The organism is Wolbachia endosymbiont (group A) of Anthophora plumipes, assembly GCF_964028115.1.
Lineage (GTDB): Bacteria > Pseudomonadota > Alphaproteobacteria > Rickettsiales > Anaplasmataceae > Wolbachia.
Map to the genome: position 1 here is coordinate 129,739 of NZ_OZ034756.1, position 24,269 is coordinate 154,007.

30 protein-coding genes and 1 tRNA gene are annotated in these 24,269 nt (G+C 34.8%); 10 read left to right on the plus strand and 21 right to left on the minus strand.

Features of this window, described 5'->3' with window-relative positions; genetic code table 11:
• Positions 1 to 84: 84 nt before the first annotated feature.
• The 4 genes from ruvB to smpB all read right to left on the minus strand — a co-directional run bounded on the left by ruvB (position 85) and on the right by smpB (position 3,971).
• The gene (ruvB, locus tag ABWU75_RS00680; protein WP_353286862.1) at positions 85 to 1,059 is read right to left on the minus strand and encodes a Holliday junction branch migration DNA helicase RuvB; all 975 of its coding nucleotides are present in this window, start codon (positions 1,057 to 1,059) and stop codon (positions 85 to 87) included.
• Entirely contained in the window at positions 1,056 to 1,637 is a 582-nt protein-coding gene (ruvA, locus tag ABWU75_RS00685; RefSeq protein WP_264731739.1) for a Holliday junction branch migration protein RuvA, read from the minus strand. The genes ruvB and ruvA overlap by 4 nt, the downstream gene beginning before the upstream one ends.
• Positions 1,638 to 2,723: 1,086 nt before the next feature.
• Positions 2,724 to 3,515, minus strand: coding sequence for a prolipoprotein diacylglyceryl transferase (gene lgt / locus ABWU75_RS00690; RefSeq protein ID WP_353286863.1), 792 nt, complete (start codon positions 3,513 to 3,515; stop codon positions 2,724 to 2,726).
• Between the two features lie 6 nt (positions 3,516 to 3,521).
• On the minus strand, positions 3,522 to 3,971 hold the full coding sequence (smpB, locus tag ABWU75_RS00695) for an SsrA-binding protein SmpB (RefSeq protein WP_253309571.1): 450 nt from the start codon (positions 3,969 to 3,971) through the stop codon (positions 3,522 to 3,524).
• A gap of 98 nt (positions 3,972 to 4,069) precedes the next feature.
• On the opposite strand from smpB, the gene ABWU75_RS00700 reads away from it, so the two are divergent.
• The gene (locus ABWU75_RS00700; protein ID WP_353286864.1) at positions 4,070 to 4,591 is read left to right on the plus strand and encodes a Na+/H+ antiporter subunit E; all 522 of its coding nucleotides are present in this window, start codon (positions 4,070 to 4,072) and stop codon (positions 4,589 to 4,591) included.
• Here ABWU75_RS00700 and ABWU75_RS00705 read toward each other — a convergent pair.
• Positions 4,584 to 5,000 carry a hypothetical protein gene (locus tag ABWU75_RS00705; RefSeq protein ID WP_253309572.1) on the minus strand — a complete coding sequence of 139 codons (417 nt, stop codon included), beginning with the start codon at positions 4,998 to 5,000 and terminating at the stop codon, positions 4,584 to 4,586. The two genes, ABWU75_RS00700 and ABWU75_RS00705, sit on opposite strands and share 8 nt — an antisense overlap.
• Positions 5,001 to 5,430: 430 nt before the next feature.
• On the opposite strand from ABWU75_RS00705, the gene purN reads away from it, so the two are divergent.
• Complete coding sequence (purN, locus tag ABWU75_RS00710) at positions 5,431 to 5,997, plus strand: phosphoribosylglycinamide formyltransferase (protein WP_187297655.1); 567 nt, start codon at positions 5,431 to 5,433, stop codon at positions 5,995 to 5,997.
• A 2-nt stretch (positions 5,998 to 5,999) separates the two neighbouring features.
• Here purN and ABWU75_RS00715 read toward each other — a convergent pair whose 3' ends face one another.
• Genes ABWU75_RS00715 through ribF form a run of 4 tightly spaced genes read right to left on the minus strand, consistent with a single transcriptional unit; the run spans position 6,000 to position 10,072 of the window.
• Positions 6,000 to 7,310, minus strand: coding sequence for a M16 family metallopeptidase (locus ABWU75_RS00715; RefSeq protein WP_353286865.1), 1,311 nt, complete (start codon positions 7,308 to 7,310; stop codon positions 6,000 to 6,002).
• Positions 7,297 to 8,637 carry a M16 family metallopeptidase gene (locus tag ABWU75_RS00720; protein WP_353286866.1) on the minus strand — a complete coding sequence of 447 codons (1,341 nt, stop codon included), beginning with the start codon at positions 8,635 to 8,637 and terminating at the stop codon, positions 7,297 to 7,299. Before ABWU75_RS00720 ends, ABWU75_RS00715 begins: the two co-directional genes overlap by 14 nt.
• 29 nt (positions 8,638 to 8,666) lie before the next feature.
• On the minus strand, positions 8,667 to 9,143 hold the full coding sequence (gene lspA, locus ABWU75_RS00725; protein ID WP_264731750.1) for a signal peptidase II: 477 nt from the start codon (positions 9,141 to 9,143) through the stop codon (positions 8,667 to 8,669).
• Positions 9,140 to 10,072: a riboflavin biosynthesis protein RibF gene (gene ribF / locus ABWU75_RS00730; RefSeq protein WP_353286867.1), complete on the minus strand. Its 933-nt coding sequence runs from the start codon at positions 10,070 to 10,072 to the stop codon at positions 9,140 to 9,142. Before ribF ends, lspA begins: the two co-directional genes overlap by 4 nt.
• 68 nt (positions 10,073 to 10,140) lie before the next feature.
• Between ribF and grxC the strand changes: the two genes are divergently transcribed.
• Together grxC and ABWU75_RS00740 are read left to right on the plus strand one after the other, a co-directional pair.
• A complete protein-coding gene (gene grxC / locus ABWU75_RS00735; RefSeq protein ID WP_164224674.1) occupies positions 10,141 to 10,491 on the plus strand; it encodes a glutaredoxin 3 in 351 nt (116 codons plus the stop codon).
• A gap of 115 nt (positions 10,492 to 10,606) precedes the next feature.
• Entirely contained in the window at positions 10,607 to 11,479 is an 873-nt protein-coding gene (locus ABWU75_RS00740) for a hypothetical protein (RefSeq protein ID WP_264731751.1), read from the plus strand.
• Between the two features lie 767 nt (positions 11,480 to 12,246).
• On the opposite strand, the gene ABWU75_RS00745 is transcribed toward ABWU75_RS00740, so the two are convergent.
• Positions 12,247 to 12,723, minus strand: a complete 477-nt coding sequence (locus ABWU75_RS00745) for an SWIM zinc finger domain-containing protein (RefSeq protein ID WP_353286868.1) — start codon at positions 12,721 to 12,723, stop codon at positions 12,247 to 12,249.
• A 214-nt stretch (positions 12,724 to 12,937) separates the two neighbouring features.
• On the opposite strand from ABWU75_RS00745, the gene ABWU75_RS00750 reads away from it, so the two are divergent.
• Positions 12,938 to 13,150, plus strand: a complete 213-nt coding sequence (locus tag ABWU75_RS00750) for a hypothetical protein (protein WP_353286869.1) — start codon at positions 12,938 to 12,940, stop codon at positions 13,148 to 13,150.
• Between the two features lie 98 nt (positions 13,151 to 13,248).
• Here the strand turns inward: ABWU75_RS00750 and ABWU75_RS00755 are convergent, their stop codons facing one another.
• From ABWU75_RS00755 to rsfS, 4 genes are read right to left on the minus strand one after another with little or no spacing between them, the layout of a single operon-like run.
• Positions 13,249 to 13,809 carry a hypothetical protein gene (locus tag ABWU75_RS00755; protein ID WP_353286870.1) on the minus strand — a complete coding sequence of 187 codons (561 nt, stop codon included), beginning with the start codon at positions 13,807 to 13,809 and terminating at the stop codon, positions 13,249 to 13,251.
• 54 nt (positions 13,810 to 13,863) lie between these two features.
• The gene (gene tyrS / locus ABWU75_RS00760; RefSeq protein ID WP_353286871.1) at positions 13,864 to 15,114 is read right to left on the minus strand and encodes a tyrosine--tRNA ligase; all 1,251 of its coding nucleotides are present in this window, start codon (positions 15,112 to 15,114) and stop codon (positions 13,864 to 13,866) included.
• A 60-nt stretch (positions 15,115 to 15,174) separates the two neighbouring features.
• Positions 15,175 to 15,369, minus strand: a complete 195-nt coding sequence (locus tag ABWU75_RS00765) for a hypothetical protein (protein WP_264731907.1) — start codon at positions 15,367 to 15,369, stop codon at positions 15,175 to 15,177.
• The gene (rsfS, locus tag ABWU75_RS00770; RefSeq protein WP_253309997.1) at positions 15,360 to 15,686 is read right to left on the minus strand and encodes a ribosome silencing factor; all 327 of its coding nucleotides are present in this window, start codon (positions 15,684 to 15,686) and stop codon (positions 15,360 to 15,362) included. The genes ABWU75_RS00765 and rsfS overlap by 10 nt, the downstream gene beginning before the upstream one ends.
• Before the next feature lie 180 nt (positions 15,687 to 15,866).
• On the opposite strand from rsfS, the gene ABWU75_RS00775 reads away from it, so the two are divergent.
• The 3 genes from ABWU75_RS00775 to ABWU75_RS00785 are packed head-to-tail and all read left to right on the plus strand — an operon-like array spanning position 15,867 to position 17,788.
• The gene (locus ABWU75_RS00775; RefSeq protein ID WP_264731909.1) at positions 15,867 to 16,484 is read left to right on the plus strand and encodes an ATP-binding protein; all 618 of its coding nucleotides are present in this window, start codon (positions 15,867 to 15,869) and stop codon (positions 16,482 to 16,484) included.
• 34 nt (positions 16,485 to 16,518) lie between these two features.
• Positions 16,519 to 16,962: an RNA pyrophosphohydrolase gene (locus ABWU75_RS00780; RefSeq protein ID WP_406719231.1), complete on the plus strand. Its 444-nt coding sequence runs from the start codon at positions 16,519 to 16,521 to the stop codon at positions 16,960 to 16,962.
• Between the two features lie 16 nt (positions 16,963 to 16,978).
• Complete coding sequence (locus ABWU75_RS00785) at positions 16,979 to 17,788, plus strand: TatD family hydrolase (protein WP_353287052.1); 810 nt, start codon at positions 16,979 to 16,981, stop codon at positions 17,786 to 17,788.
• Here ABWU75_RS00785 and mdh read toward each other — a convergent pair.
• Genes mdh through ABWU75_RS00815 form a run of 6 tightly spaced genes read right to left on the minus strand, consistent with a single transcriptional unit; the run spans position 17,763 to position 21,516 of the window.
• Entirely contained in the window at positions 17,763 to 18,725 is a 963-nt protein-coding gene (gene mdh / locus ABWU75_RS00790; RefSeq protein WP_353286872.1) for a malate dehydrogenase, read from the minus strand. The genes ABWU75_RS00785 and mdh overlap by 26 nt on opposite strands.
• Positions 18,726 to 18,728: 3 nt before the next feature.
• Entirely contained in the window at positions 18,729 to 19,301 is a 573-nt protein-coding gene (locus ABWU75_RS00795) for an NADH-quinone oxidoreductase subunit C (RefSeq protein ID WP_253307178.1), read from the minus strand.
• On the minus strand, positions 19,294 to 19,809 hold the full coding sequence (locus ABWU75_RS00800) for a NuoB/complex I 20 kDa subunit family protein (protein ID WP_353286873.1): 516 nt from the start codon (positions 19,807 to 19,809) through the stop codon (positions 19,294 to 19,296). The genes ABWU75_RS00795 and ABWU75_RS00800 overlap by 8 nt, the downstream gene beginning before the upstream one ends.
• A 3-nt stretch (positions 19,810 to 19,812) precedes the next feature.
• Positions 19,813 to 20,166 (minus strand): NADH-quinone oxidoreductase subunit A, encoded by a 354-nt coding sequence (locus ABWU75_RS00805; protein WP_006279576.1) that lies wholly within the window; start codon positions 20,164 to 20,166, stop codon positions 19,813 to 19,815.
• Positions 20,167 to 20,184: 18 nt separating this feature from the next.
• Entirely contained in the window at positions 20,185 to 20,553 is a 369-nt protein-coding gene (locus ABWU75_RS00810; protein ID WP_353286874.1) for an HIT domain-containing protein, read from the minus strand.
• A 3-nt stretch (positions 20,554 to 20,556) separates the two neighbouring features.
• The gene (locus tag ABWU75_RS00815; protein ID WP_264731914.1) at positions 20,557 to 21,516 is read right to left on the minus strand and encodes a hypothetical protein; all 960 of its coding nucleotides are present in this window, start codon (positions 21,514 to 21,516) and stop codon (positions 20,557 to 20,559) included.
• Between the two features lie 173 nt (positions 21,517 to 21,689).
• On the opposite strand from ABWU75_RS00815, the gene ABWU75_RS00820 reads away from it, so the two are divergent.
• Both ABWU75_RS00820 and ABWU75_RS00825 read left to right on the plus strand, forming a co-directional pair.
• Positions 21,690 to 23,066, plus strand: a complete 1,377-nt coding sequence (locus ABWU75_RS00820) for a UDP-N-acetylmuramoyl-tripeptide--D-alanyl-D-alanine ligase (RefSeq protein ID WP_353286875.1) — start codon at positions 21,690 to 21,692, stop codon at positions 23,064 to 23,066.
• A 50-nt stretch (positions 23,067 to 23,116) separates the two neighbouring features.
• A complete protein-coding gene (locus ABWU75_RS00825) occupies positions 23,117 to 24,067 on the plus strand; it encodes a complex I NDUFA9 subunit family protein (RefSeq protein ID WP_253307182.1) in 951 nt (316 codons plus the stop codon).
• Positions 24,068 to 24,075: 8 nt separating this feature from the next.
• Here ABWU75_RS00825 and ABWU75_RS00830 read toward each other — a convergent pair.
• Positions 24,076 to 24,149 (minus strand) — tRNA-Arg (locus ABWU75_RS00830).
• Positions 24,150 to 24,269 lie beyond the last annotated feature (120 nt).

Consider the following 24,269-nt stretch of genomic DNA (forward strand, 5'->3'; position numbering starts at 1 on the left):
TCCATTATCGTTAACACATAATGCTAGCGTACGAGCATTATATCAATTGGTCAACATATAATTACAGCAACAAAATTTTTTATATTAAAGGCTCAAATATTCCTTTGCTTGATCGGTTAGAACGCGCCCTCTTGGTGTGCGCTTTACAAAACTAATTTTGATTAAATAAGGTTCTACTGTTTCTTCAATATTGCCAACATCTTCGGATAGCGCAATAGATATGGTGTCAATTCCAACAGGTCCTGAGGTGTTGAATAAAAATCTTAGATAATGCATATCAAGTTTATTGAGTCCCATTTTGTCTACACCCAATTTTAGCAATACAGAATCAGCGACTTCATAAGTGATTTTTTTATCATCTTTCACTTCAACAAAATCCCTTATTCTTCTGAGTAACCTCAAAGCAATTCTTGGAGTGCCACGTGCACGGCAGGCAATTTCCCGTGCTGCATTTTCTTCAATTTCAGTAGAAAGAACTCTTGCGCCTCTTTTTATAATATTAACCAGTTCTTCAAAAGAATAAAACTCAAGATGCAAGGGAATGCCAAAACGATCTCTGAGTGGCACAGAAAGTAATCCAAGCCGTGTAGTTGCTCCGATTAACGTAAATGGTGGTAGATCTATCCTTAAAGTGCGAGTAGATGGACCTTCACCTACTAATATGTCCAAGCAAAAATCTTCCATAGCAGTATATAAAACTTCTTCGATGCTGCGATTTAATCTATGGATTTCGTCGATAAATAGAACATCTTTTGCATTTAAAGTGGTAAGCACTGCAGCCAAGTCCCCAGCTTTACTAAGTAAAGGACCAGAAGTTGCGCGGAAGCTGACCCTTAATTCTTTAGAAACAATTTGTGCTAAAGTTGTTTTGCCAAGTCCTGGGGGACCATACAATAAAACGTGATCTAAAGCTTCAGTTCTCGTCTTTGCAGCATTTATAAACACTTTTAAATTTTGTATTAAGTCTTTTTGTCCGACAAAATCATCAAGTTGCTCAGGCCTGATGTTGATATTGCGCGCATCTTCAGTATATTCTTTACCGCACGATATTGATTTCATAATGTTGAGAGCTCCTTAAGCGCCATGCGAATAATATCCTTGGTGTCCAGATTTGACGATTCGTCTTGTATTTTTTTTATCGTATCATAAGCTTTCATTTTTTCATACCCAAGATTGATCAATGCTGAAAGGGCATCTTCATTGATTGGATGAAAATTATTGTTATTTATTTCTAATTTACTCACTTTGCCACTTAATTCAGTGATGATTCGATTTATGAGTTTCAGGCCAAGTCCGCTCATCTTGAGTGCTACTTTATCTTCATTCATAATTGCCAGAAACAGCTGTTCTGGAGTTAATTTACTCAAAATTGACATTGCAGTTTTGTAGCTAACACCGCTTACTTTAACAAGCAACCTCAAGCACTGCTGTTCTTCTTTGCTTATAAAACCATATAGCTGAGCGACATTTTCTCTGTTATTTGCATAGGTTTCGATAAGTAATTTAACTCTACTTCCGATGGAACATGCATTTAAAGTTTTGGCTGAGAGATACACCATATAGCCAACATCATTCACATTCAGGATTATGTGATCACTGCGCACTTCATCAACTATTCCGCTTAGATTTCCTATCATTTTTAGCACTGTATAGGGTTCAGTTTAAATACTCCTGGATCTTAGGTCAAGCAAACGAACATTATAACAGAGAGCCAAGTAGATCATAGAAACGAAAAACTTCCTTGACACATTTTGCCAACATTTGCCGCTTCAAGTCTGTCTGCTATGACTTTTATATACTGATAATCATTATACTCACACCCCGGCACCACCGTTTGAAAGCACAGTTCAATGAATTTTAGAAAGTTTATTTTGTCCATGATATAATGTTGAAACCAGCGCGTGACGCTGGGATGACAAAAAAAGGAGCACTGGAATGACAAGGCTATAGGTTGCAAGCGAGACGTCATACCGTGATTTATTCACGGTATCTCTTGGCATAGATCCCGCTAATAAGTAGCGGGATGACGAAGTTATCGTCATGCCACCGCGAACCGTCATATCGCCGCAGACCGTCATACCGCGATTCATTCGCGGTATCTCTTAGCATAGATCCCGCTAACACGTAGCGGGATGACGATTCTTCAAATCGTCAAGGTGTCATCCGAGTAGCTTGACTACTTGGATCCAGAAAACTTAACTTTAAATAAGTGGCTGCATAATAAAGACTAGATTCCAGCGTCACGCGCTGGAATGACACCATTTTCGGTCTCTTAAATTGCTTTAGCTACAAACATTAAGAAATTTACCAAATAAAAAAAAGGCAAAAGAAGCCCCGTGGTGCGAGTTTTGACTCTATATTACTGTAAGTGGCGCTGTAATAATGTGCTAACGCTTAAAATAAGCGCGATTTGGCTGAATGTAGAAAAAATAAAAAAGACATGCAGCCGCTATAATTTTATGTAATCCGCCAAAAAATACCCTAAGTTTTTTACTGAATTTTGTCATTGAGCCTGCAGGTCAAAAACAAGTTTTGAGTCATAAATACCCTTACTGTCATAATAAGGGGGCTGGCGGAGTTTGTCAAGCAAGTTTTATGGCCTAGCGTCACACGCTGGAATGACACCGGATCTCACATTCATTCTACTGCAACGCAGAAAATTCGTACAATTGTGCATGATGTAGGGTTTCTGGCTACATTTTTCTATTAAACTCACCTTTCCTCTATGTAACAGATTTCGTATTAAATTTTAAATTTAATGCGCCTAGATATACAAGCATTCCTAGCAAAACCATAGGTATAGAAAGCAACTGCCCCATAGTTAAATCAAGCCACAAATAGCCAATTTGATAGTCTGGTTCGCGAAAAAACTCAACGAAAAAACGTGCTACCCCATACCACATAACTGCAATACCAGTTAACGCACCGTGATACAGTCTTATTCTAGTCAAGAAAAACAGTGAATTTGCAACTACAAAAAGTAGCAGTCCTTCAAAAAGTGCCTCATAAAGCTGGCTTGGATGACGCAGCAAATTATCACCACTTTCTGGAAATACCATACCCCATGGCATAGTTGTAACTCTGCCAAATAACTCTCCGTTTATAAAATTGCCTATGCGACCTAAAAATAAACCTATGGGAACTCCGCAAGAAACTAGGTCCAGTGCATAAAATATAGGAATGTTATGTCTTTTACACGAAATTATTACTGCAAGCAAAACTCCTATAGCACCACCATGAAATGACATTCCTCCTTCCCAGGTCTTCAATATCTCGATAGGGTTGCTTATATAAAGAACTGGATCATATATCAATACGTAGCCAAGTCTACCTCCAAGGATAATGCCTATAATAGTGGCTGTTAATAACGAATCGTAAAAATTCTTAGTAAATATTTTTTGGTCGTCTAGCTTGTGTAAATACCAATATGCAGACACTATACCCAAAACGTAAGCTAAGGAATACCAATATATAGAAACAGGACCGATGCTGAAAATTACTGGATTTAAAGACATATTTTGCTATAAATTATTCTTAGACAATCTACTTTTTTCACGATCCCACTCTCTCTGTTTTATGGTTGCTCTCTTATCGTAGAGTTTTTTTCCTTTTACAATGGCAATTTTAGTTTTTGCAAATCCTTTATCATTAAAATAGATCGAAAGCGGCACAACAGTTATCCCAGCGGTTTTGATTTGACCAATTAGTTTGTTTATCTCTTTTTTATGTAAAAGCAGTTTACGTTCCCTTTTTGGTTTATGATTTTTTCGGTTTGCAGCTTTATATTCTGCAATATGCATATTGTGCAGCCATATTTCGCTATTCTTTTCGATAACGTAGGCGTCGGAAATATTTACTTTTCTTTCTCTTAGCGATTTAACTTCACTGCTTAATAAGACCATACCCGCTTCAAATTCTTCTAAGATGAAATATTCAAACCTTGCTTTCCTATTTTCTGCAATAACTTCCATATCTAAAGATATCTTTAAGCTTCAATATATTACAGAGTTTTTGACTTAATTCATAATATATCTTTCCTTAAAAAATCATTTAAGTTATACTGCAAACCATGAACCTTAGGCAAAAAATCAAGTTTTTTTCTCTATCATTTGTAATTTTATTTTCTCTATGGACTGTATTGTCTGGTTATTTTGAGCCATTTTTTATTTTTTGTGGAGTGTTTTCCTCTATATTCACATTATTTATCTTTAGAAGGTTGATAAACGCTGAAAGAGCTCTTAGCCAGGTTTTAAATGGTACGAGTAGACTGTCGTTTTATAAGTTAGTAAGTTATATACCATGGTTAATGTACCAAATCATTTTATCAAGTGTTTATGTAACAAAAAAGGTGCTACGACTCAAATCTAAGCTTGAGCCAATCATTATCCTAAGAAAATGCAAAGGGCATAATGATGAAAGCATTGCGTTATTTGCCAATTCGGTTACAATCACTCCTGGAACTTTAACTATCAATGTTGAAAGTAAGCAGAAAACATATTTCTCTACCATGTATCTGATAGATAAAGATCTTGAAAGCGGCATTTCTGAAATAGAAAATAAAATCTTAAAAATACTACGTTCAGTTAAGTAATTGCTTTAAATAAGTTAACAGCATCCTTATATTCCCTTACAAGACTTTCAAGCATCTCTTTTGGAAGGCTATTGTTAACAATAGAACATAAATAATTATGTAAATCTTCTAACCTTAGTATGTTATTTCTCTTCTTGCTGTTGAATTTATACGGAAAAATACCTTCCATAACTTCAATAGTAGTAGCCTTGTTTAAAAATACATTTTCACTTGTCACGCTTATTCTTGCTAAAACAGTGTTAATTTCAGGTTCGTCATTTGTATAAAAATCTGATAGCTGAGTTATTCTAATAACGTATAAAGTTACTATTTTTGATAAGCAATTATCAGCATATTCACAATTTTTTATTACCTCCCACTGAGTAACCTGGGATTTACCTATTTTTGCATTGTTCGGTAATTTACTCATTCAACTTTCTCCATTTAATCCAGTAGATAGATTATACTAATACTTTGTTAAATAAATGATAACGCAATCATAAAAATATATATTCATAATGGCATGTTATGTAAAATAGTACGATATCCAGACATTAAAGTTGATTTAGGCTGGTTTATATTGGGCACCTCTTATTTCTGCATTACCTAAGCAAGCTAAGCTGTAAAATGACAGTTGGACATCAGCTCATAACAGGAGCACTCTGAAATATAGCTAACCCAAGAAAGGTTTCCCCACGTCATACCGCCGCGGTATCTCAACATAGATTCCGCTAACGAGTAGCGGAATGACGAATTTGTTGTTTTTCAAATCGTTGGTAAACCTAAGTCACTTTAGGTATAGATTTACTTTTTGAGTTATTTTGTTAACATTAATTATTACACCAAATCAATTGCACAAAATGAAAAAGGTGAAACTTGGGATACTAATTTCAGGCAGGGGATCAAATATGCAGGCCTTGATAGAGGCATGTCAAAATCGTAATTTTCCTGCAGAAGTTGTGTGCGCTATCACAAATAATAGCGAAGCTGCTGGCCTAAAAATAGCAGAACAAGCAGGAGTGCCAGCGTTTATTGTTAGAGATAAACCACTTGATGCTGATAAAATTCACGAAATATTTGTTCAACATAAGGTTGATTTAATTTGCCTTGCAGGGTTTATGAGAATCCTGCAAGCTAATTTTCTCAGTAAATGGAATAACAAGGTGATAAATATTCATCCCTCTCTACTTCCGTCCTTTAAGGGCCTAAATGCTCAAGAGCAAGCTCTAAAAGCAGGAGTAAAAATCGCAGGCTGTACTGTACATTACGTCACTCCTGAAATTGATGCTGGAGCCATAATTGCTCAAGTTGCTGTGCCAGTGTTACCAGCTGATGATATTCAAAGCCTCTCAGAACGCATTCTAGCTGAGGAGCATAAGTGTTATGTAGAAGCAGTAAGATCAATAGCAGAAAATATTAATTATTGACCTTAAGTGTTTCTCCCAACTTCAACAAAAAATAAATTTTCGGGTTCCAGTAAAGAGCTTGCCAGTTCGTTTACTTTCTCTAATTTAACGTCATTAATATAGCTCACAAAATCATTTATATGGTTAATATCGCGGTTGTTTGTCTGAATATTATTTAGTTTTGCAACTATGTTGTTATTATTAAACATAGAGAAAACATAGGAATTTACCATACTAATTTTTGTATCCCGAAACAACTGCTCATCAATTCCTTCCTTTTTTATCCTGCTAAATGTATCTTTTACTGCTGATATAGCTTTGCCAGCAGTAGAACTATCAGTACTAAGACTTCCAATCATAATGTTCCCATGTTTATTGAGAATAATACTCGCATAAACACCATAAGTAATGCCTAAGTTTTGCCTCAGTTCTTTCATTAATATTGAATTCAGCCCCATGCTGCCAAGCGCATTAATCAAGACTTGAGCATTATAGTAGTCTGGATCTTCATAAGCTATGCCTTTTTGAGCAAAAAGTATCACACTTTGTGGTATATCCATAAAAATGTTTTTATTCTCTGCAGGACCAAAATCATTTTTCACAGGTATTTTTCTAACTTTTGATCTTTTTGACGGCAATTTAGATAAATATTTATCTAATAATGTAATAATTTCTTCTTTTTTTGCACAACCAGCAACACTGATAACTATGTTATCTTTAGCAAAATTACGCTTTATGTATGTTAAAACATCATCTCTAGTAATGCTCATTACAGTGTCAAGAGTTCCATATTCACTTTTTGAGTAAGGATGTTTTTTAAACAATAACGTATTCAATTCTTTTCCAGCAACAAAAAAAGGATTTTTTTCAAGATTATTAAAATCAACTTTGGCTTTCTCGAAAACTCTATTCAACCCTTCAGGGTCAACTTTAGGACGCATTATAGCGTCGCTCAATAATGAAATACCTTCTTCAAGATTTTCTGATAAAGCATCTAATGAAACTCTAAATGCTTCTAAACCAGCAATAAAATTTAAACTAATCCCTTTATCTTCTAGCCTTTTTGCAAAATCTTTGGCATCATTTTTTCCTGCCCCTTCTTGAATTATAAGAGAAGTAAACCAGGTAAGTCCTTGTTTTTCTACATTTTCATATGCATAACCTGCATCTTTGAATGATATATTAAGTGAAATTTTTGGTAAATCGTGGTTTTCAACAAATAGAAACTTAAATCCTTTACGGGTAGTGACCTCCTCTATATTTAGGTTACCACTTGCTTGTAAATTAAAGCCTAGACAGAAAGAAAATAGGAGTACAAATTTACTTATTCTCATTATCATCTCCTTTTGGCAACAAACGACCAATTAACTTATTAGCAGAAAAAATAGCACAGATTTTATTATTTACATCCTCTAGATTGACATCATTAATCTTGCTATATGAAATATCTATTTCATCAAGTGGAATACCAAGCGCTAACTGTGAGCCGTAAAAGAATGCTATATTCTCTAAGCTAGATAAGTTATCAAACTGTGCTGCTTTATATCTATATTTTGAGCTTTGCAACTCCTCATCCGTTATTCCTTTAGACATGAAGTTATTAATAGCATTTTCTAATTCTCTTTCAACAGTGCCTAAATTAACCCCGCTTTTTGGAATGACCTGAATATCAATATAGCCATCACTAAAAGTTAAACTATTGTAATAAGCAGATACTGATACTGCCACATCTTTATCTAAAACCAAATCTTTATACAGTTTGCTGGATTTGCCGCCACCTAAAATGTCAACCGCTAAATGAGCAGCAGAGGCTTCACTTGTGTGCTTAAATAAAGAAACACGATAACGAAAATATAAAACTGGTTCTTTTACTTCAGTGCTCTCTAAAATCACCGATAAACCTGCATTATGCACTGGATCCTGATTTGGGTAATGTCTCATTACAGGCTTAGCTTTAATTTCGCCATATTTTTCTTCTGCTAGCTTCACTACTTCATCAAATTCCACATCACCCACAATCAGTAATATTGCATTGCCGGGGTGATAATAGTTATCATGAAACCTCGTTATGTCATCCTGATTGTAAGTTGTGATATCGCTCTCCCAGCCAATAACAGACCTGCCATAGCCAGTACGGTAAAATGCACTATCCATTTCTTCCCGCAACAAGCTGTTAGGATGATTATCAAATCTCATCTTCCTCTCTTCCAGTACAATGTTTTTTTCTCTTTCTATTTTATCTTGGGTAACATTAAAATTGCCCATTCTGTCTGCTTCAACTTCCATTGCCAGTGGTAAGTCATTTTTAAGGACTAATTCGTAGTAACAGGTATATTCCTTAGTAGTAAACGCATTAAACTGGGCCCCAATGCTACTCATAGTGGCTTCTATATCTGTGAACTTCCCTGTAGTTTCAAACATTAAATGTTCAAAGTAGTGAGCCAATCCTGCTTTGCCAATTGGATCATCCATTCCCCCAACTTTGTATATTACTGCATGTAAAACGGCTGGAATCCGATGATTAGGAACAACATAGACATCTAGTCCGTTACTGAGTTTAGCATGTTTTATGTCGTGCTCTATGCTTAAAGCCTTCAAAGAAATTGGGTAAGTAAAAAAGAGTGCAGGTAGTATAAGAAAACTAAAAAACTTATGAAGCATTATTTCGACCTAATATAAAAACAATTATTTTATTCCTCATTTTGTTTAGAAATAAACATATCGTATATATACCACTTATATAACAATGTAAACATTCCACAAACTATAGATAAATCCGCTAAATTAAAAGCTGGCCAATACCAATCATCAATATGAAAATATATGAAATCATATACAGCTCCCCAATAAATCCTATCAACTACGTTTCCGATTGCTCCACCAATCATCAGAGAAAACCCAAGGTAAGTTGACCGATCATCAGACTTGTATATTAAGTATGCAAGTATACCAATTATTAGTATTGAAAATGCTGAAAAAAAGAAACCGCCATGCGGTAAAGCGCTACACATTCCAAAACTAATGCCTGAATTCCAAACTTCAACTAGCTTTATAAAGCTAGCGATCTCAATTGATTCTCCCTCATCAATCAATGAGTTTATGTACAATTTGCTCGTTTGGTCAATCAATACTATAATTAATATAACAATTAAGCATAACTTTTTCATAAATTTGCCTTTAACCTATAAATTTTAAGTATATCATAATTTATCTGTTTTGTTAACTCCTCAATACTATGGAATTTTTTTTCTGACCTTATGAATTTTAAAAGTTGTATATTAACTTTATGATTATATAAGTCTTCATCAAAATCGAATATGTGCATTTCTATTATAGGCTTTTTCAGGTCCTTAAATGTAGGTCTCATACCAATATTGACTACTCCATATAACCAGTTTGGGTTATTATAAGAAAACATCACTTTAGCGTAATATGTACCAAATTTTGGTTTTATCATGCAATCTTCTATAGGAATATTTATGGTTGGGAATCCTATTTCTCTACCTCTACACGCACCCTTTGTCACAACACCAGAAACTTGATAAGGTCTACCAAGTAGTTTATTAGCAATGTCTATTTCACCTTTCTGTACATACTCTCTGATTGAAGAAGAAGAGCAAATTTTGCCGTCAATTATTAATGGCTCTAATTTAGTCAAAGAGTATCCATATGTTTCAGAATATTTCTCTAGAGTTAATATATCACCCAATCGTTTATGACCAAAAGTACAATTTTCTCCGACAATTATGTGTTTAGCGCCATATTTATCTATTAAAATCTCACTGATAAAGTCATCGCAGCTAACCTCAGAAAAACCTCTACTAAAATTAATAATATACAAGTAATCTATACCATAGCTGCTGATTAGTTCCTTTTTTTGTTCTTGGTCTATTAACCTAAAATTGTTTCTACCAAATAAAACAGCTGATGGGTGAGGCTCAAAAGTTAAAACTGCAGAGGGTAATCCTCTTTCTTGTGCTACCTTCTTTAGAGTGGAAATTGCAAATTCATGTCCTAAATGAATGCCATCGAAATTTCCGAAGGTTAGTGCTATATTATTTTCTATCCCTTGCTCACAATTATAAATAATTTTCATACAATTTGATGTTTTTACATGTTTCTTATATATAATAACTATATTTTAGCAAGCTACGGAGATAAATTGTGAAAAATACTAAAGGAAAAGTTATAATATATGTAAAGCATCACTGCCCATTCTGCAAAAAAGCAAAAGAGTTACTGGATAAAAAAGGTGTGAAATATGAAGAAATCGATGTGCTCAAAAACTCAGATCTATTTAACGACATAAAATCAAAGTATAACGTTAGAACAGTTCCACAGATCTTTATTAACGATAAGCACATTGGGGGGTGTGACAAATTGATGGATCTTGAAAAAGAAGGAAAGTTGGATGATATGCTAAATAATAATGACAATCACACTGATGTCACAACCTACACAAACAGCAATGATGAATGTGGAGAGTGTGTTATACCACATGATGATTTTATGTAACTTTTTATCTTGTTTTGTCGTGTAATACGTAAATGAAAACTAGTATGCTCACTTTAAACAATTCTTAATGAATTAAAAATACAATTCATTTAGTGAGTTTTTTTAGTGGGAAAAAATGACAAAAAATATTTCAATTATTAGCAGAAACTTAATTAGTATCGAATTAGTTAACAAACAAGATTTAGAGAATTTCATCAAGATTTTCACAGTGCTTGATAAACATATAGCAGCTAAAACACTTTTTGCAGAAGAAGTGAGAATAGAGTATAAACAGCACAACGGCAAAGAAGTTGTTGAATTGCTAAAAGATACAGGCTTTACATATCATGAGGTTGAAAATGTATTGAACCACCTGAGTAAACATGGAGTGAAGGTGCCCAGCAGTGTTATAGCACACACCCTTTTTGCTGCATACAATCACGCACTTGAATCTAAGAATGTAGCATTTTCCTTTTCTGAAGGCTCTCCACAATTTAACATCAGAGTGAGTAAGAACACCTTCATAATAACTCCTATGAGTGAAGAGAATTTGGAATTGAATTCACAAAGTAGCAAGACATTAATAGAGTCGTTACAGAGCGAAAAAAATATTTATGATTGTATAGTAGAAGAAAATACCATTAAAGTTATAGTGCATTCTGAAATACATCAAGCTATAAATTTGATTATAAAATCACTGATAAAGTCTCGCCTTTTAGCAAAAGAGGAAGAAGGAAAATTCAAAGAGAAATTGAGACAACTTGCCTTTAAGGATCAAGCTTTTGTTGAATATTCCAGTATCAAAACCATCAGTAGGTATCCACATAATCATCCTCTGAGAAAGCATGAAAGTATTACTAAGGATATAGAAAATATTTTATGTGATTTCATAGCAAATGAGAACAGCAAGTTTGCTATAGAGCGGTTAAATAAGCTGAGCTCAGCAGTTTCTCCGGATACTCCAAGAATCATCACTAAAACTATAGATAAACTTGTTAAATTTCATTAAGGTATACGAGAGCCAATAGACTTCTTGTACTACCTTCTGTCATCCAAGTAGCCAAGCTACTTGGTTCTTTTTTTGGGTTCAGCACTATGTACATAGCTGTACAAACATTGTAGCCGTTATTCAAGTAGCCCGCAGAAACGAAAAAACTTCCTTGACAAACTCCGCCAGCCCCCTTATTATGACAATAAGGGTATTTATGACTCAAAACTTGTTTTTGACCTGCAGGCTCAATGACAAAATTCAGTAAAAAACTTAGGTATTTTTTGGCGGATTACATAAAATTATAGCGGCTGCATGTCTTTTTTATTTTTTCTACATTCAGCCAAATCGCGCTTATTTTAAGCGTTAGCACATTATTACAGCGCCACTTACAGTAATATAGAGTCAAAACTCGCACCACGGGAGTTCTTTGCCTTTTTTTTCATTTGGTAAATTTCTTAATGTTTGTAGCTAAAGCAATTTAAGAGACTGAAAATGGTGTCATTCCAGCGCGTGACGCTGGAATCTAGTCTTTATTATGCAGCCACTTATTTAAAGTTAAGTTTTCTGGATCCAAGTAGTCAAGCTACTCGGATGACAGCTAGCCTGACAACCGTCATCCCGCTACTTGTTAGCGGCTGAGATACCGCTGCGGTATGACGGTCTGCGGCAGTATGACGGTTCGCGGCGGCATCCTCGTCATTCTGCTACTCGTTAGCGCCGCGGCGGTATGATGTCTTCCTTGGATCAGCTATAGATTACCTGATCTCACCATCTTTCCAATCACTTTATACATAATTCTCGAATTTTGAAAACTTACTTTGAGTGAATTGCTCATATTCTTCATCCTCTAGTTCTTCAAAAATTTCTGGATGTTGGTCACCTAGACGAACAATTATTGAAATGAGCTCTTTGTTTGTTTTTTTAAGTAAAAACCTTTCAAGGAGAGTTTGTTCATCAACATATCCCGGGCACATAGATGATCGATACTCCTTTCTGTCAAGATCAATCAAAGCAAAACCCGTTTCAGCCATATGCTTACATGGACCAAAGTAACAGAATGCAGGGCAGGAACATGTTCCACTGAAAAGAGGACCATCGTGCTTTAGTGTTACTCGATATACATTTGATCCAACTACCTTTGATTTAGCTTGAGATTCATTAACAGATATAATCTGTACCTTTCCTTTGTTAAAATAATCTCTTCCGCTAGAGAGGTAGGGTTCTTTGATAAGACCTGTGATATCTTTATAATACAGTCTCATTTTTGCCTCCTTATTTCATATATAAAGCCCTCAATTTTCTAATATATCCTTTCTTCCATAAAAATTTATTAACCCACCACAACTTTTATATGGCCCTGCGGACAACTTTATAGTGCTATAGCTAACTCAAGAAAGGTTTCCCTACGTCATACCGCGATTCATTCCACAACTGTACGAACGTTGTAGTTTGGGCCACCAGTGGGGTGTCATCCCAGTGCCCAGACACACTGGGATCCAGCTTCTATGCAACTTAATTAAAAACGTTTGTTTTAGCGTAAGACAACTACCTTTAGCTCATCAGCTCAGTTATAAGCAAAATTCCTGGATTCCAGTGTCAAGCACTGGAATAACACCATTTGCTGTGCAATTTACCTTCAAAAATGAATGTTCGTACAGCTATGGATTCATTCGCGGTATCTCAGCATAGATTCCGCTAACGAGTAGCGGAACGACGAATTTGTTGTTTTTCAAATTGTAGGTAAACCTAAGCCACTTTAGCTATATATAATAGAATTTCGCTTTCTACTATCTTTCCAATCGCTTTATACATAATTCTCGAATTTTGAAAATTTGCTCCATGTTATACGGTATGGTTGGGTTACTGATCAGCCAGCTCTCAATAAATTGTTTATGCTTTTCTATTTTATAGCTTCCAAGGTGTTCTGGCTCAATTTTTTCTTTCTCTGTCAGTTTTAATAACATGTTATTTCCTGGAAAAGTTATGTCAATAATTCGGCTTTCGTAACGAAGATAGCAATGCATTTCTGGAATGTGTAGTAAGTTATACTCATTTAGAATTGCAGAAGCTTTCGGAGTGTTCACTTTATTCATCATAAAGACAGCTATGTGTAGCGTTATGTCGATTTCACATTCGCAACCTAACTTATAAATCAGAGCATGTTTTGTACTACACGTTCCTCGTCTTTCATTGAATACTGATATACAATCTGTGCGGTCAAAATTGCGTCCATAAGGCAGCTCATGTACATATTCTAATGCTTCACGTAACGTAATAATATCCAAATTTAAAAAGAGATTCGATATAGGCTTATGATTAGATAAATATATTTGATTTAAGTCATTCATATCATCATTATCTAATTTCTCACTTGTATAAAATTTGTTTTCTTACTTCGAGACCTAATCTACCACAACTTTAATATGGCGCTTCTTTCCTGCAGATAATTTTATAAATGGCTGACCTTTAAAGCTCTCGAAATTTATTATATAGCTAACGTCATTTATAATATTATCATTAACTTTGCACCCGTTGCCCTGTATTAAACGCTTTGCTGCGCCTTTTGAAGGTTCAAAACCGGTGTCACGCAGTAGGTTTACTAAGGATATGCCGCTTGCAACTTGTGCTTTTTTTATGATGTAATCAGGAAGTAGTGAGCTATCTTCATTCTCAAAAGCAGAGACTGCAGCAGATAGTGCAAGTTCCGCTTCTTTGTCACCATGACATATTTTTGTCACCTCTGTTGCTAAAACTTTTTTTGCTTCATTTATTTCCTGATCTTTTAAGGATTCTAACTTTTTGATCTCATCAATTGACACATCAGTGAGCAATCTCAAAAAACGTCCAACATCTTGATCATCAACGTTGCGAAAATATTGCCAGTAGTCGTAAGGCTTTAGCATATTATCATCAAGCCACACTGCTCCACTTTCAGTTTTGCCCATTTTTACCCCTTGAGCATTCAATAAAAGAGGGGCAGTAAGGCCAAACAGCTCAGGTAAATTCAACTTTTTTCCAAGCTCAATTCCGTTTACTATATTTCCCCACTGGTCTGACCCTCCAATCTGCAGACGACAGCCATGCTTTTTATTCAACTCAACAAAATCATAAGCCTGCAATAGCATGTAATTAAATTCCAGAAAGCTTAAGGTTTGCTCTCTATCCAGCCTGGTTTTCACACTATCAAAACTTAGCATACGATTTACAGAAAAATAAGCTCCTATATCACGCAAAAAATCTATGTATTTTATGTTATCCAACCAATCTGCGTTATTTACTATCATTGCACCAGTCTTGCTGTCATTAAAAGACACCATTTTCTCTAATATTCTCCTTATGCTGGATGTATTTTGATTGATGTTCTCTACGGGCAAGATGCTTCTTGCTTTATCTTTGAAGGATGGGTCACCAATTTTTGTTGTGCCACCTCCAAGTAAGACTATCGGCTTATAACCAAATTTCTGCAGGTGATGGAGCATCATAATCTGAATTAGGTGACCAGCATGAAGACTTGGTGCTGTGCAATCAAACCCAATGTATGCGACTATATGATTATTTTCGGATAATAGCTGATCTAACCCTTCAATATTTGTACACTGGTATAGGTACCCTCTTTCTTGGATAAAATTTAAAAACTCGGACTTGTGTTTCATTTTATAAACCCCAGTCTATCCTGTCATTAATGCCGAAGGTAACCCTAATAGGGAAAGATGTCATCCAAGTAGCCAACACTGGGATCCAGAAAACTTAATTATAAACAAGCACACTATACAACGTTTTCGATGAAATTGCATGAAAAACTGGATTCCAGTGTCAGCTACTTTCATGACACCACCTGTGCAGGAGTTGCCTTCAAAATTACAACGTTTGTGCAGTTGTGCACCAGCTATCCAGGCAATCAGTTCCATAACTCTTCTATTTTATAATACTCCCTTACTTCTGACCTGAATATGTGAACCATTATGCCTTGAAAATTCAAAATCACCCAATTGCCTTCATCCATACCTTCTACATCTATTTTATCATGTCGCTCGAGACTTTTTATTACGTGTTCAGCTAACGCTTTCACATGGCGACTTGAATCACCAGATGCAATAATCATATATTTTGCAATAATGGTTCTATTCTGCACATCGAGAGTAACTATATCGTGACCTTTATTTTGATCTATTATACTTACAATCATGCTTTTTATTGATTCTGTATCACTGGATACATTAGTCATCATCTTAAATTATTTAATTTACTTATAATTATACACTCAAAATCTCTAAATATGAACTATTTTCAACGCGACTGTTCGTTAAAAAGGTATTACCTGCATCTATTTTATCATCATGTTTTTAGCATGTACAATGATATACTTTTATATATAATTGAAAATAGCTTTCTACTAGTATTCATTATGGACAAGACTCTCATCTACTTAATCGGCTTTCCAGGCAGTGGTAAGTTTACTACTGCAAAGGAACTGTGTAAAATCATTGATGCAGTAATAGTAAGCAATAATCTATTCAATAATATTATATTTGATATTGTTAAATTGCAGGATGCTGAAGTTCCAGATGAACTATGGGAAAAAATTTTTGCAGTTAGGGAAAATGTATTAGCAATACTAGAAAAACACTACATAAAATCAAAACATTATATATTTACAAATGAATTGATAGAGGGTGACCCCTATGATCAGAGAATATACAACTCTGTGGTAAATTTAAGTAAAAAAATGGATATGGAAATTCTTCCTGTAGTGTTACATTGTAATGACGAAGAACTAGCAAGGCGTATTCACTCAAAGGAGAGATGCCGGAAAAATAAAATTATTGATTCGGATTTTGTTATGAAAAGAATTGAAGGGAAAAGGCTATTTATACCGGAAGGTACACTTGAAATTGATAACTCAAACTTAAGTGCAAAGGAAGTTGCAAAGAAAATTGTTGAAGAGATGAAGGAAGAAAAAAATGGAAAATTAATTAAAACTTCTGTAACAAATCATTTAAAAACAGAGCGTACTCGTGGTTGAGCAGAAAGATAAGTATCGTCCTTGTGTTGGCATAATGCTATTTAACAGACAAGGACATGCCTTTATTGGAAAACGCTTTGATAGCGACTCTTACTGGCAGATGCCACAAGGAGGTGTTGATGATGGTGAGGAACTGGAACAAGCAGCGTTACGTGAGTTGCTAGAGGAAGTTGGTACTAATAAAGTAAAGGTTATAACTAAAAGCAAGGATTGGATATACTACAACTTGCCTGAAGAAGTTATACCAAAGTGCTGGAATGGGAAATATTCTGGTCAAAAGCAAAGGTGGTTCTTAATGAAATTTTATGGAGAGGATAAGGATATTGATATTAATTATACTGATCATCCAGAGTTCAAAGAGTGGCGTTGGCAAAGTATAGATGATTTAGTAGCCAATGCTATATCATTTAAAAAAGAAGTTTATAAGACAGTGATAGAAGAGTTTTCTTCTATAATAAAAACCTCTATTATTGAGTAAAATTTACAATAAGCTCATGATAGTAGATTCTCATTGCCACTTGATTTATTTTTCCGATGATGAAATACCAAAAGTAATTTCAAGGGCAGAGCAAAATGGTGTAAAAATTTTGCATAACATATGCGTAAGCATTGATGATATCCCTAAATTATTAAAAATTTCTTCATCCTACGATCAAGTCTACTTCTCTGTTGGTATACATCCACTTGATGCTGCTATAGAAAACGGTGAGTGTATACATGCTGATGAATTAGTTGAATTTACTAAGAATAAAAAGGTAATTAGTATCGGTGAAACCGGGTTAGATTTTTATAAATCTGACAACAAAGACAATCAGAAAAAAAGTTTTGCATCACACATAGAAGCAGCAAGAATAACAGGGTTACCTTTAGTTATTCACACTAGGAGTGCTGATAGTGAGATGATCGATATGTTAAAGTCAGAAATGAAAACCTGTGCTTTTAGTGGAGTGATGCACTGTTTTGCTTCCTCTAAAGAGCTTGCTTATCAATCTATAGATTTAGGGTTATATATTTCATTTTCTGGAATCATTACTTTTAAAAATGCGAGCTTACTCAGAGGAATTGCACAAGGTGTACCACGCGAACGTGTTTTGGTTGAAACTGATGCACCGTATCTATCACCTGAGCCTTACAGAGGAAAAAAGAACGAACCAGCAATGGTAAAATATGTTGTGGATTGTTTGGCAGAGTTATGGAATGAGTCACCCGACAAAGTAGCAGAAATAACCACAAGCAACTTTTTTAGGCTGTTTACGAAACTTGAGCTACAAGGAAATTCTATAAAACCATTGATTTGCTTATGAGCCTAAATAGTTCTTTCACTGCATTCACAGATTTATCGAACATTTCTCGTTCACTATTATCCATCTTAACTTCTAGGACCTTTTCAACTCCATTTTTTCCAATAATTACAGGAACACCAATAAACAAATCTTTTACACCATATTCACCATTAAGGTAAGCAGCACATGGTAATATACGCCTTTTATCTTTTAAATATGACTCTAACATGCATATAGCTGAAGATGCAGGAGCGTAGTATGCAGATCCAGACTTAAGCAGATCAACTATTTCTTTACCGCCATTGCGAGTGCGTTCAACTATTTCATCAACTTTTTTCTGCGTAATGAGACCCATATCGATAACTTGGGTAAGTGGAATGCCAGCGATAGAAGTGCAATTAATGAGTGGTACCATAGTGTCACCATGTCCTCCAAGCACAAAAGCAGATATATCTTCAACTGAAATATTTAATTCACTTGCAAGAAAATAACGGAAACGGGAAGAATCAAGCACTCCTGCCATTCCAACAACCATATTAGCTGGAAGGTTTGAAAATTTATGCACCACTGAAACCATGGCATCCAAAGGGTTGGTAACCACTATTACAAACGCATTTGGAGAATACTTCTTAATATTTTCACCAACCTCCTTCATTACTTTAGCATTGGTTTGCAGGAGGTCATCCCTGCTCATTCCAGGTTTTCTAGCAATGCCTGCTGTTATGATGATTGCATCAGAATTTTCTATATCTTTGTATTGATTAGTTCCAGTTAAACCAGAATTAAATCCATCAATAGGGGATGATTCTGCTATGTCGAGTGCTTTACCTTGCGGTATTCCATCACTAATATCAAGTAAAACAACATTGCCGAGTTCCCTTAGTGCAGTCATATGGGCAAGAGTTCCACCGATATTTCCTGCACCGATTAAAGATATTTTTTTTCTTTGTACTGTCATTTTCTACTCCTTTGTATTTACTTTTATGGTTTTACCTTCCCAAGGCGATAGGCTATCAAGCATACGAAAATCTTGCGATAAATCTATAGGATTATATACAACCTTTTTTGCCTCTATATCGTATCTTACTTCCTCATAACCAGTGAGAGGGAAATCTTTTAACATTGGATGACCTTTGAATCCATAGTCTGTTAGAATCCTACGCAAATCAGGGTGATCAGAGAATTCTATTCCATACATATCAAACACTTCACGCTCAAACCACGAAGCTGTGCTAAATACCTTTGCTATGCTTGGAGGCATATCGCCCTCACATAATTGAAGTTTTATGTGTACTCTAATATTATGCACAATGCTGAGTAAATTGTACACTAACTCAAAGCGCTTTTCTCGATCTGGATAGTCAACCCCAAAAATATCAACTAATAGTTCAAACCTACACTTTTCATCATCACGTAGAAAGGATAGGTGCTTTTCAATTTCATCTAAAGTTGAATATATTACAATAATGCCATCATCTTTTTGAATGCACTCACACTTGGTCTTTTTTTGTATATGCCTTGCAGTTTTATCCATGCTTTATATTCTGAGTTCGTTTTATTTTGTTTTGTAGGCATAGCATTCCATATAGCAACGCCTCAGCGGTTGGTGGGCATCCAGGGACATACACGTCAGCTGGCACAATTCTATCACAGCCTCGGACTACTGAATAAGAGTAATGGTAATAACCACCACCATTTGCACAACTTCCCATAGAAATAACATACTTCGGGTCTGCCATTTGATCATAAACCTTGCGCAATGCTGCTGCCATTTTATTAGTTAGTGTGCCAGCAACAATCATCACATCTGATTGACGTGGGCTTGCACGAAACATTATGCCATATCTATCAAGATCATAACGGCTGGATGCAGTATGCATCATCTCAACTGCGCAACATGCAAGACCAAATGTCATTGGCCACAATGAACCAGACCTTGCCCAATTCATTACATAATCTATTAAATCACCAAATTTAGTAACAAGAAACCCTTCTTTTTTATAACGACCCCAGTCATCATTAGATAGAATTTGATTTGTCATAAACTACTCCCACTCTAATGCACCTTTACACCATTCATAGATAAAACCTATAGTGAGTATTGCAAGAAATACCATCATAGACCAAAATCCACCATAGCTTATCTTAGATAAAGAAACAGCCCAAGGAAAAAGAAAAGCGATTTCTAAGTCAAATATTATAAATAATATTGAAACTAGGTAAAATTTTATGTCAAAATTTTTTCTTGCACTGGATAGTGGATTGAAGCCACACTCATATGTGGAAAGTTTTTCACCATCTGGCTTACTCACTGCAAGAAACATAGGCAATATACCTAAAGCAAAAGATACTACAATTGATACGCAAATAAAGATTACTATGGTTAGATATTCGCTCATTTAACAAAACATATAACACTATGGGTTTACATGCTTTCCTAACTTTTTACCACCTAAAATATGCACGTGAAAGTGTGGTACAACCTGCTCTCCATTTTCACCGTAGTTAGTGACTAATCTATATCCTGTTTTTTCTAAATTATATTTATGTGCTATTTCTCTGACAATTTTGAAAAAACTTACTATCTCCTCTTCAGAAGCTTTTAGAATAAAATCATCGTATGAAATATATTGATTTTTTGGTATAACTAAAATGTGAACTGGTGCGTCAGGGTACTTATCACGAAAAGCTAGTACATTTTCATTTTCATGTACCTTCTCACAAGGTAACTCACCTCTTAATATTTGAGCAAAGATGTTATTGCTATCATAAACTTCATTGCTCATATTTTAAGAGCGACCTTTCCCTCTTCCTTTATTTCTTTCTACATCAGGCGTAGATAGTGGTTTTATTACTTCACCAGAGGCATCTTCAAAATTCAAAAAAGTACTTCCCAATCCTTCTGCTTGCTTTTTGATATCTCGTTCTGATAACTGCATATTTTTTATAGGAGAAATAGCTTCTTTACTTTTACCAAAAGGAAACTCGTTAGGATTAGTAATGTTAAAAGATTTTACTAATTCATCTGTACTTGTAACAGTTTCTGAAGACTGCCCTGGTGACTTTCCAGTTTGTGCTGGCCTTAGAGTTTTTGATGGTTTGTTCTGGTTATCACATTCTCGATACAATTTTTCTGCAATACCATTCAGCAATTTTAAGTCTGTATGAATTTTAAATTCTCCACCAGTAATTCCTGCAAGCTTCTTAAGGTCTTCGTCAACTTTATTAGCAATTCCTTTAAGAACAAGCTCTTCTATTTCTTTCTTGCTCTTGCCTTTATTATCAGGATTAGTTTTAATAGTGTTAGCTATTTCCTCAACGTTAATTTCAATTACAATTTTGTTTTCTTCTCTAAAAATAGTTACATTTGGCAGGTTTTTCTTTATTTGACCTAATTGTTCATCGTTCAAATAAGGTATATCTCCCGTCAGAGTCCTTGACGCTAAAAAAGCTACCTTTCCTTTCCCTTTCTTTTGCTCTGTTATTTCTACACCAAGATTCTCACTAGCTTGTGTGGTTTTTATGGGTGGATCATATTTTTCAAGCTCGCTGCCAATAACATAGCGCCCGCCATTTTTTATGTCGTGCCACATTTCGCCCCGAGACTTAAACCAGTTTTTTGGCTGTATAGGATATATTATACCCCCAAATAGAGCTCCTACACCTCTACCCAGAAAATTTCCTACTCCCGAAGCTGCATTACCAACTTTAGCTAGTATAGAAGTAGGTTTTTCATTTCCTGTTAACATACATACCTCCAAGGTACTTTCTACAACATACCTAATTATAGACGAAAAAATTTAAACTTCTATATTCATTATAAGATAGAATTATAGGGATTGCAACCATTATTTATACATTGTCTAAAACATGTGGTATTTGCTACTTTATTCAATTTACTTTAAAGAGTACTCTCTAAATTATGTTTAAATGGAATACAAATAATATCATTGATGCAACTGGCGGAAGAGGCGTAAATGGTTGTAATTGGACACATAGCTCAAATATTTCAACGGACACAAGAAGCATAAAAAAAGGTGATTTATTTATTGCACTCAAGGGAAAGAATTTTGATGGCCATAATTTTTTGCATGAAGCGTTTTTAAAAGGGGCTGCCGCTGCAATAGTAAGTGAGGGTAAATATAAAAATTTCCCTCTCATTATTGTACAAGATACCCTGAAAGCTTTGCACGATATGGCATCATACTATATTAGAAATATTCTTGTTGATGCTAAAGTTATTGCAATTACAGGCAGTGTCGGGAAAACCACTACAAAGGATATGCTGCACACTGTTTTATCGCAATATGGAGTGTCCCATGCAAACAAAGGTAACTTAAATAATAATATAGGATTGCCTTTGACAATTCTAAAAGCTCCAAAAAACTGCCAGTACTTAATCCTTGAAATGGGAATGAATAAAGCTGGTGAAATAAAAGAATTATCAAAGATTAGTAATCCAAATATTGCAGTTATTACCAACATCGAACCTGCACATACTGAAAATTTTTCATCACTATTTGACGTTGCACAAGCGAAGTTAGAAATTCTATATGGTATGAAAAGTAATGGTACTTTGGTCTTAAACAGAGATAATAAATATTATGATTATCTCTCATCACATGCCAATAGAAATGTAATAAGCTTCGGTAAAGATAAAAATGCTGAAGTTTGCTTACTAGACATAATAAGAAACGATGACGGGTTAAATTTAAAAATAAGACTAAATAATAATCAAACTATAAACTGTAATTTACGTGTGCAAGGTGAGCATTTTGCTTATTCGCTACTTGTTGTTGCAGCAGTTGTGCAGAGCCTCGGACTTGATTTATCAAAATTACCACTTGCACTTAAGAATTTTAGTGTAACGAAAGGTAGAGGCAATATTCATAAGGTCAAATACAATAAAAAATATATACATTTAATTGATGACTCCTATAACGCCAGCCCTGCTTCGATGAAAACTGCAATAAAAACTTTGAGTACATATTCTAATCAGAGAAAAGTAGCTTTGCTTGGTGATATGTTGGAACTTGGTGATAAAAGCATAGAATTTCATACAGATTTGGTTAAGATTGTCACAGAAAATAATATAGATAAAATTTATACAGCTGGTAAATTTATGTTAGAATTGCATGAGCTTTTGCCAGATAATATAAGAGGCGCGCATTTTAATGATTCTAATCAATTGAAAAGTGATTTAGCTAACATTATTCAGAATAATGACGCAATTCTAGTTAAAGGCTCACGAAGAATGAAAATGGATCTTATTGTACGGGAATTCATAATAGAATATTAAGCAAAATCATTGTATTAATTTACAGTAACAAATTATTAGGAACTTTAATCGTGACAAAACGTGTAATTATTTTTGGTGGAACGGGGTTTATAGGGAAACACATCGTAAGACGCTTGGCAGCAGAAGGATATTTAATAAAGATATTCACTCGTAATCAGGAAAAAGCTGCTTGTTTAAAATTGTGTGGCAATTTGGGACAAATATCAATATTTAAAGGCGATTTTTTTGATGAAAAATCAGTTCTAGAGGGTATGGAAGAATGTGATGTAGCCATAAACTTAGTGGGAATATTATATGAAGCAAAAAAGCACGATTTTTACGCTGTTCACGTTAAAATAGCTGAAAGGATAGCAAAAGCTGCAAAAATGAAAAATGTACCTATGATGATACATTTTTCCGCTATGGGAATAGAAAATAGCAAGTTGTCAAAATATGCCAAAAGTAAATTGGAAGGTGAAAAAGCTGTAACTTCAGCATTTCAAGAAGCAATAATAATTAGGCCAAGCCTTGTATTTGGTAAAGAAGATAACTTCTTTAATAAATTTGCAAGATTAGCAACTGTTCTTCCTTTTTTGCCGCTAATTGGCAATGGAACGACTAAATTTCAGCCAATATGTGTAACAGACTTAGCTGAAGTGGTATATCGTATTATCAGTTTTAATAAGCAAGACAAGAAAATTTATAACATGGGTGGACCAAAGGTTTACTCTTTCAAAAGCTTATTGAAGTTTATTCTGAATGTTACTAACAGAAAGTGTTTGTTGATCAATGTATCTTTTCCAATGGCAAAGTTAATAGCTTTCTTTTTAGAAAATAAAATTATTTCTATGCTGCTAAAACCAATAACCGGAGATACGAACCCTGTGCTTACTCAAGATCAGGTGAAAGTTATGATGAATAGCTCAATCGAAAAGTCAGCTGACCTTGAAACAATGAAGGTTCGACCATTAGCAATTGAAAATGTGGTGCCAGAATACTTGAAGATTTATAGAAAGTATTGATAGAAGAGTGTGCCCGGTAGGATTCGAACCTACGACCCACAGCTTAGAAGGCTGTTGCTCTATCCAGCTGAGCTACGGGCACACAATATATATAAAATGCTTCTTAGTACAAGTGAAGTCAAGTATTTCGTGTGAATATGATGTTTGTGGTAATATCTTACAACACCTTGTCATTGCAGTTGTGTGTCATGCGCTGCCGAAA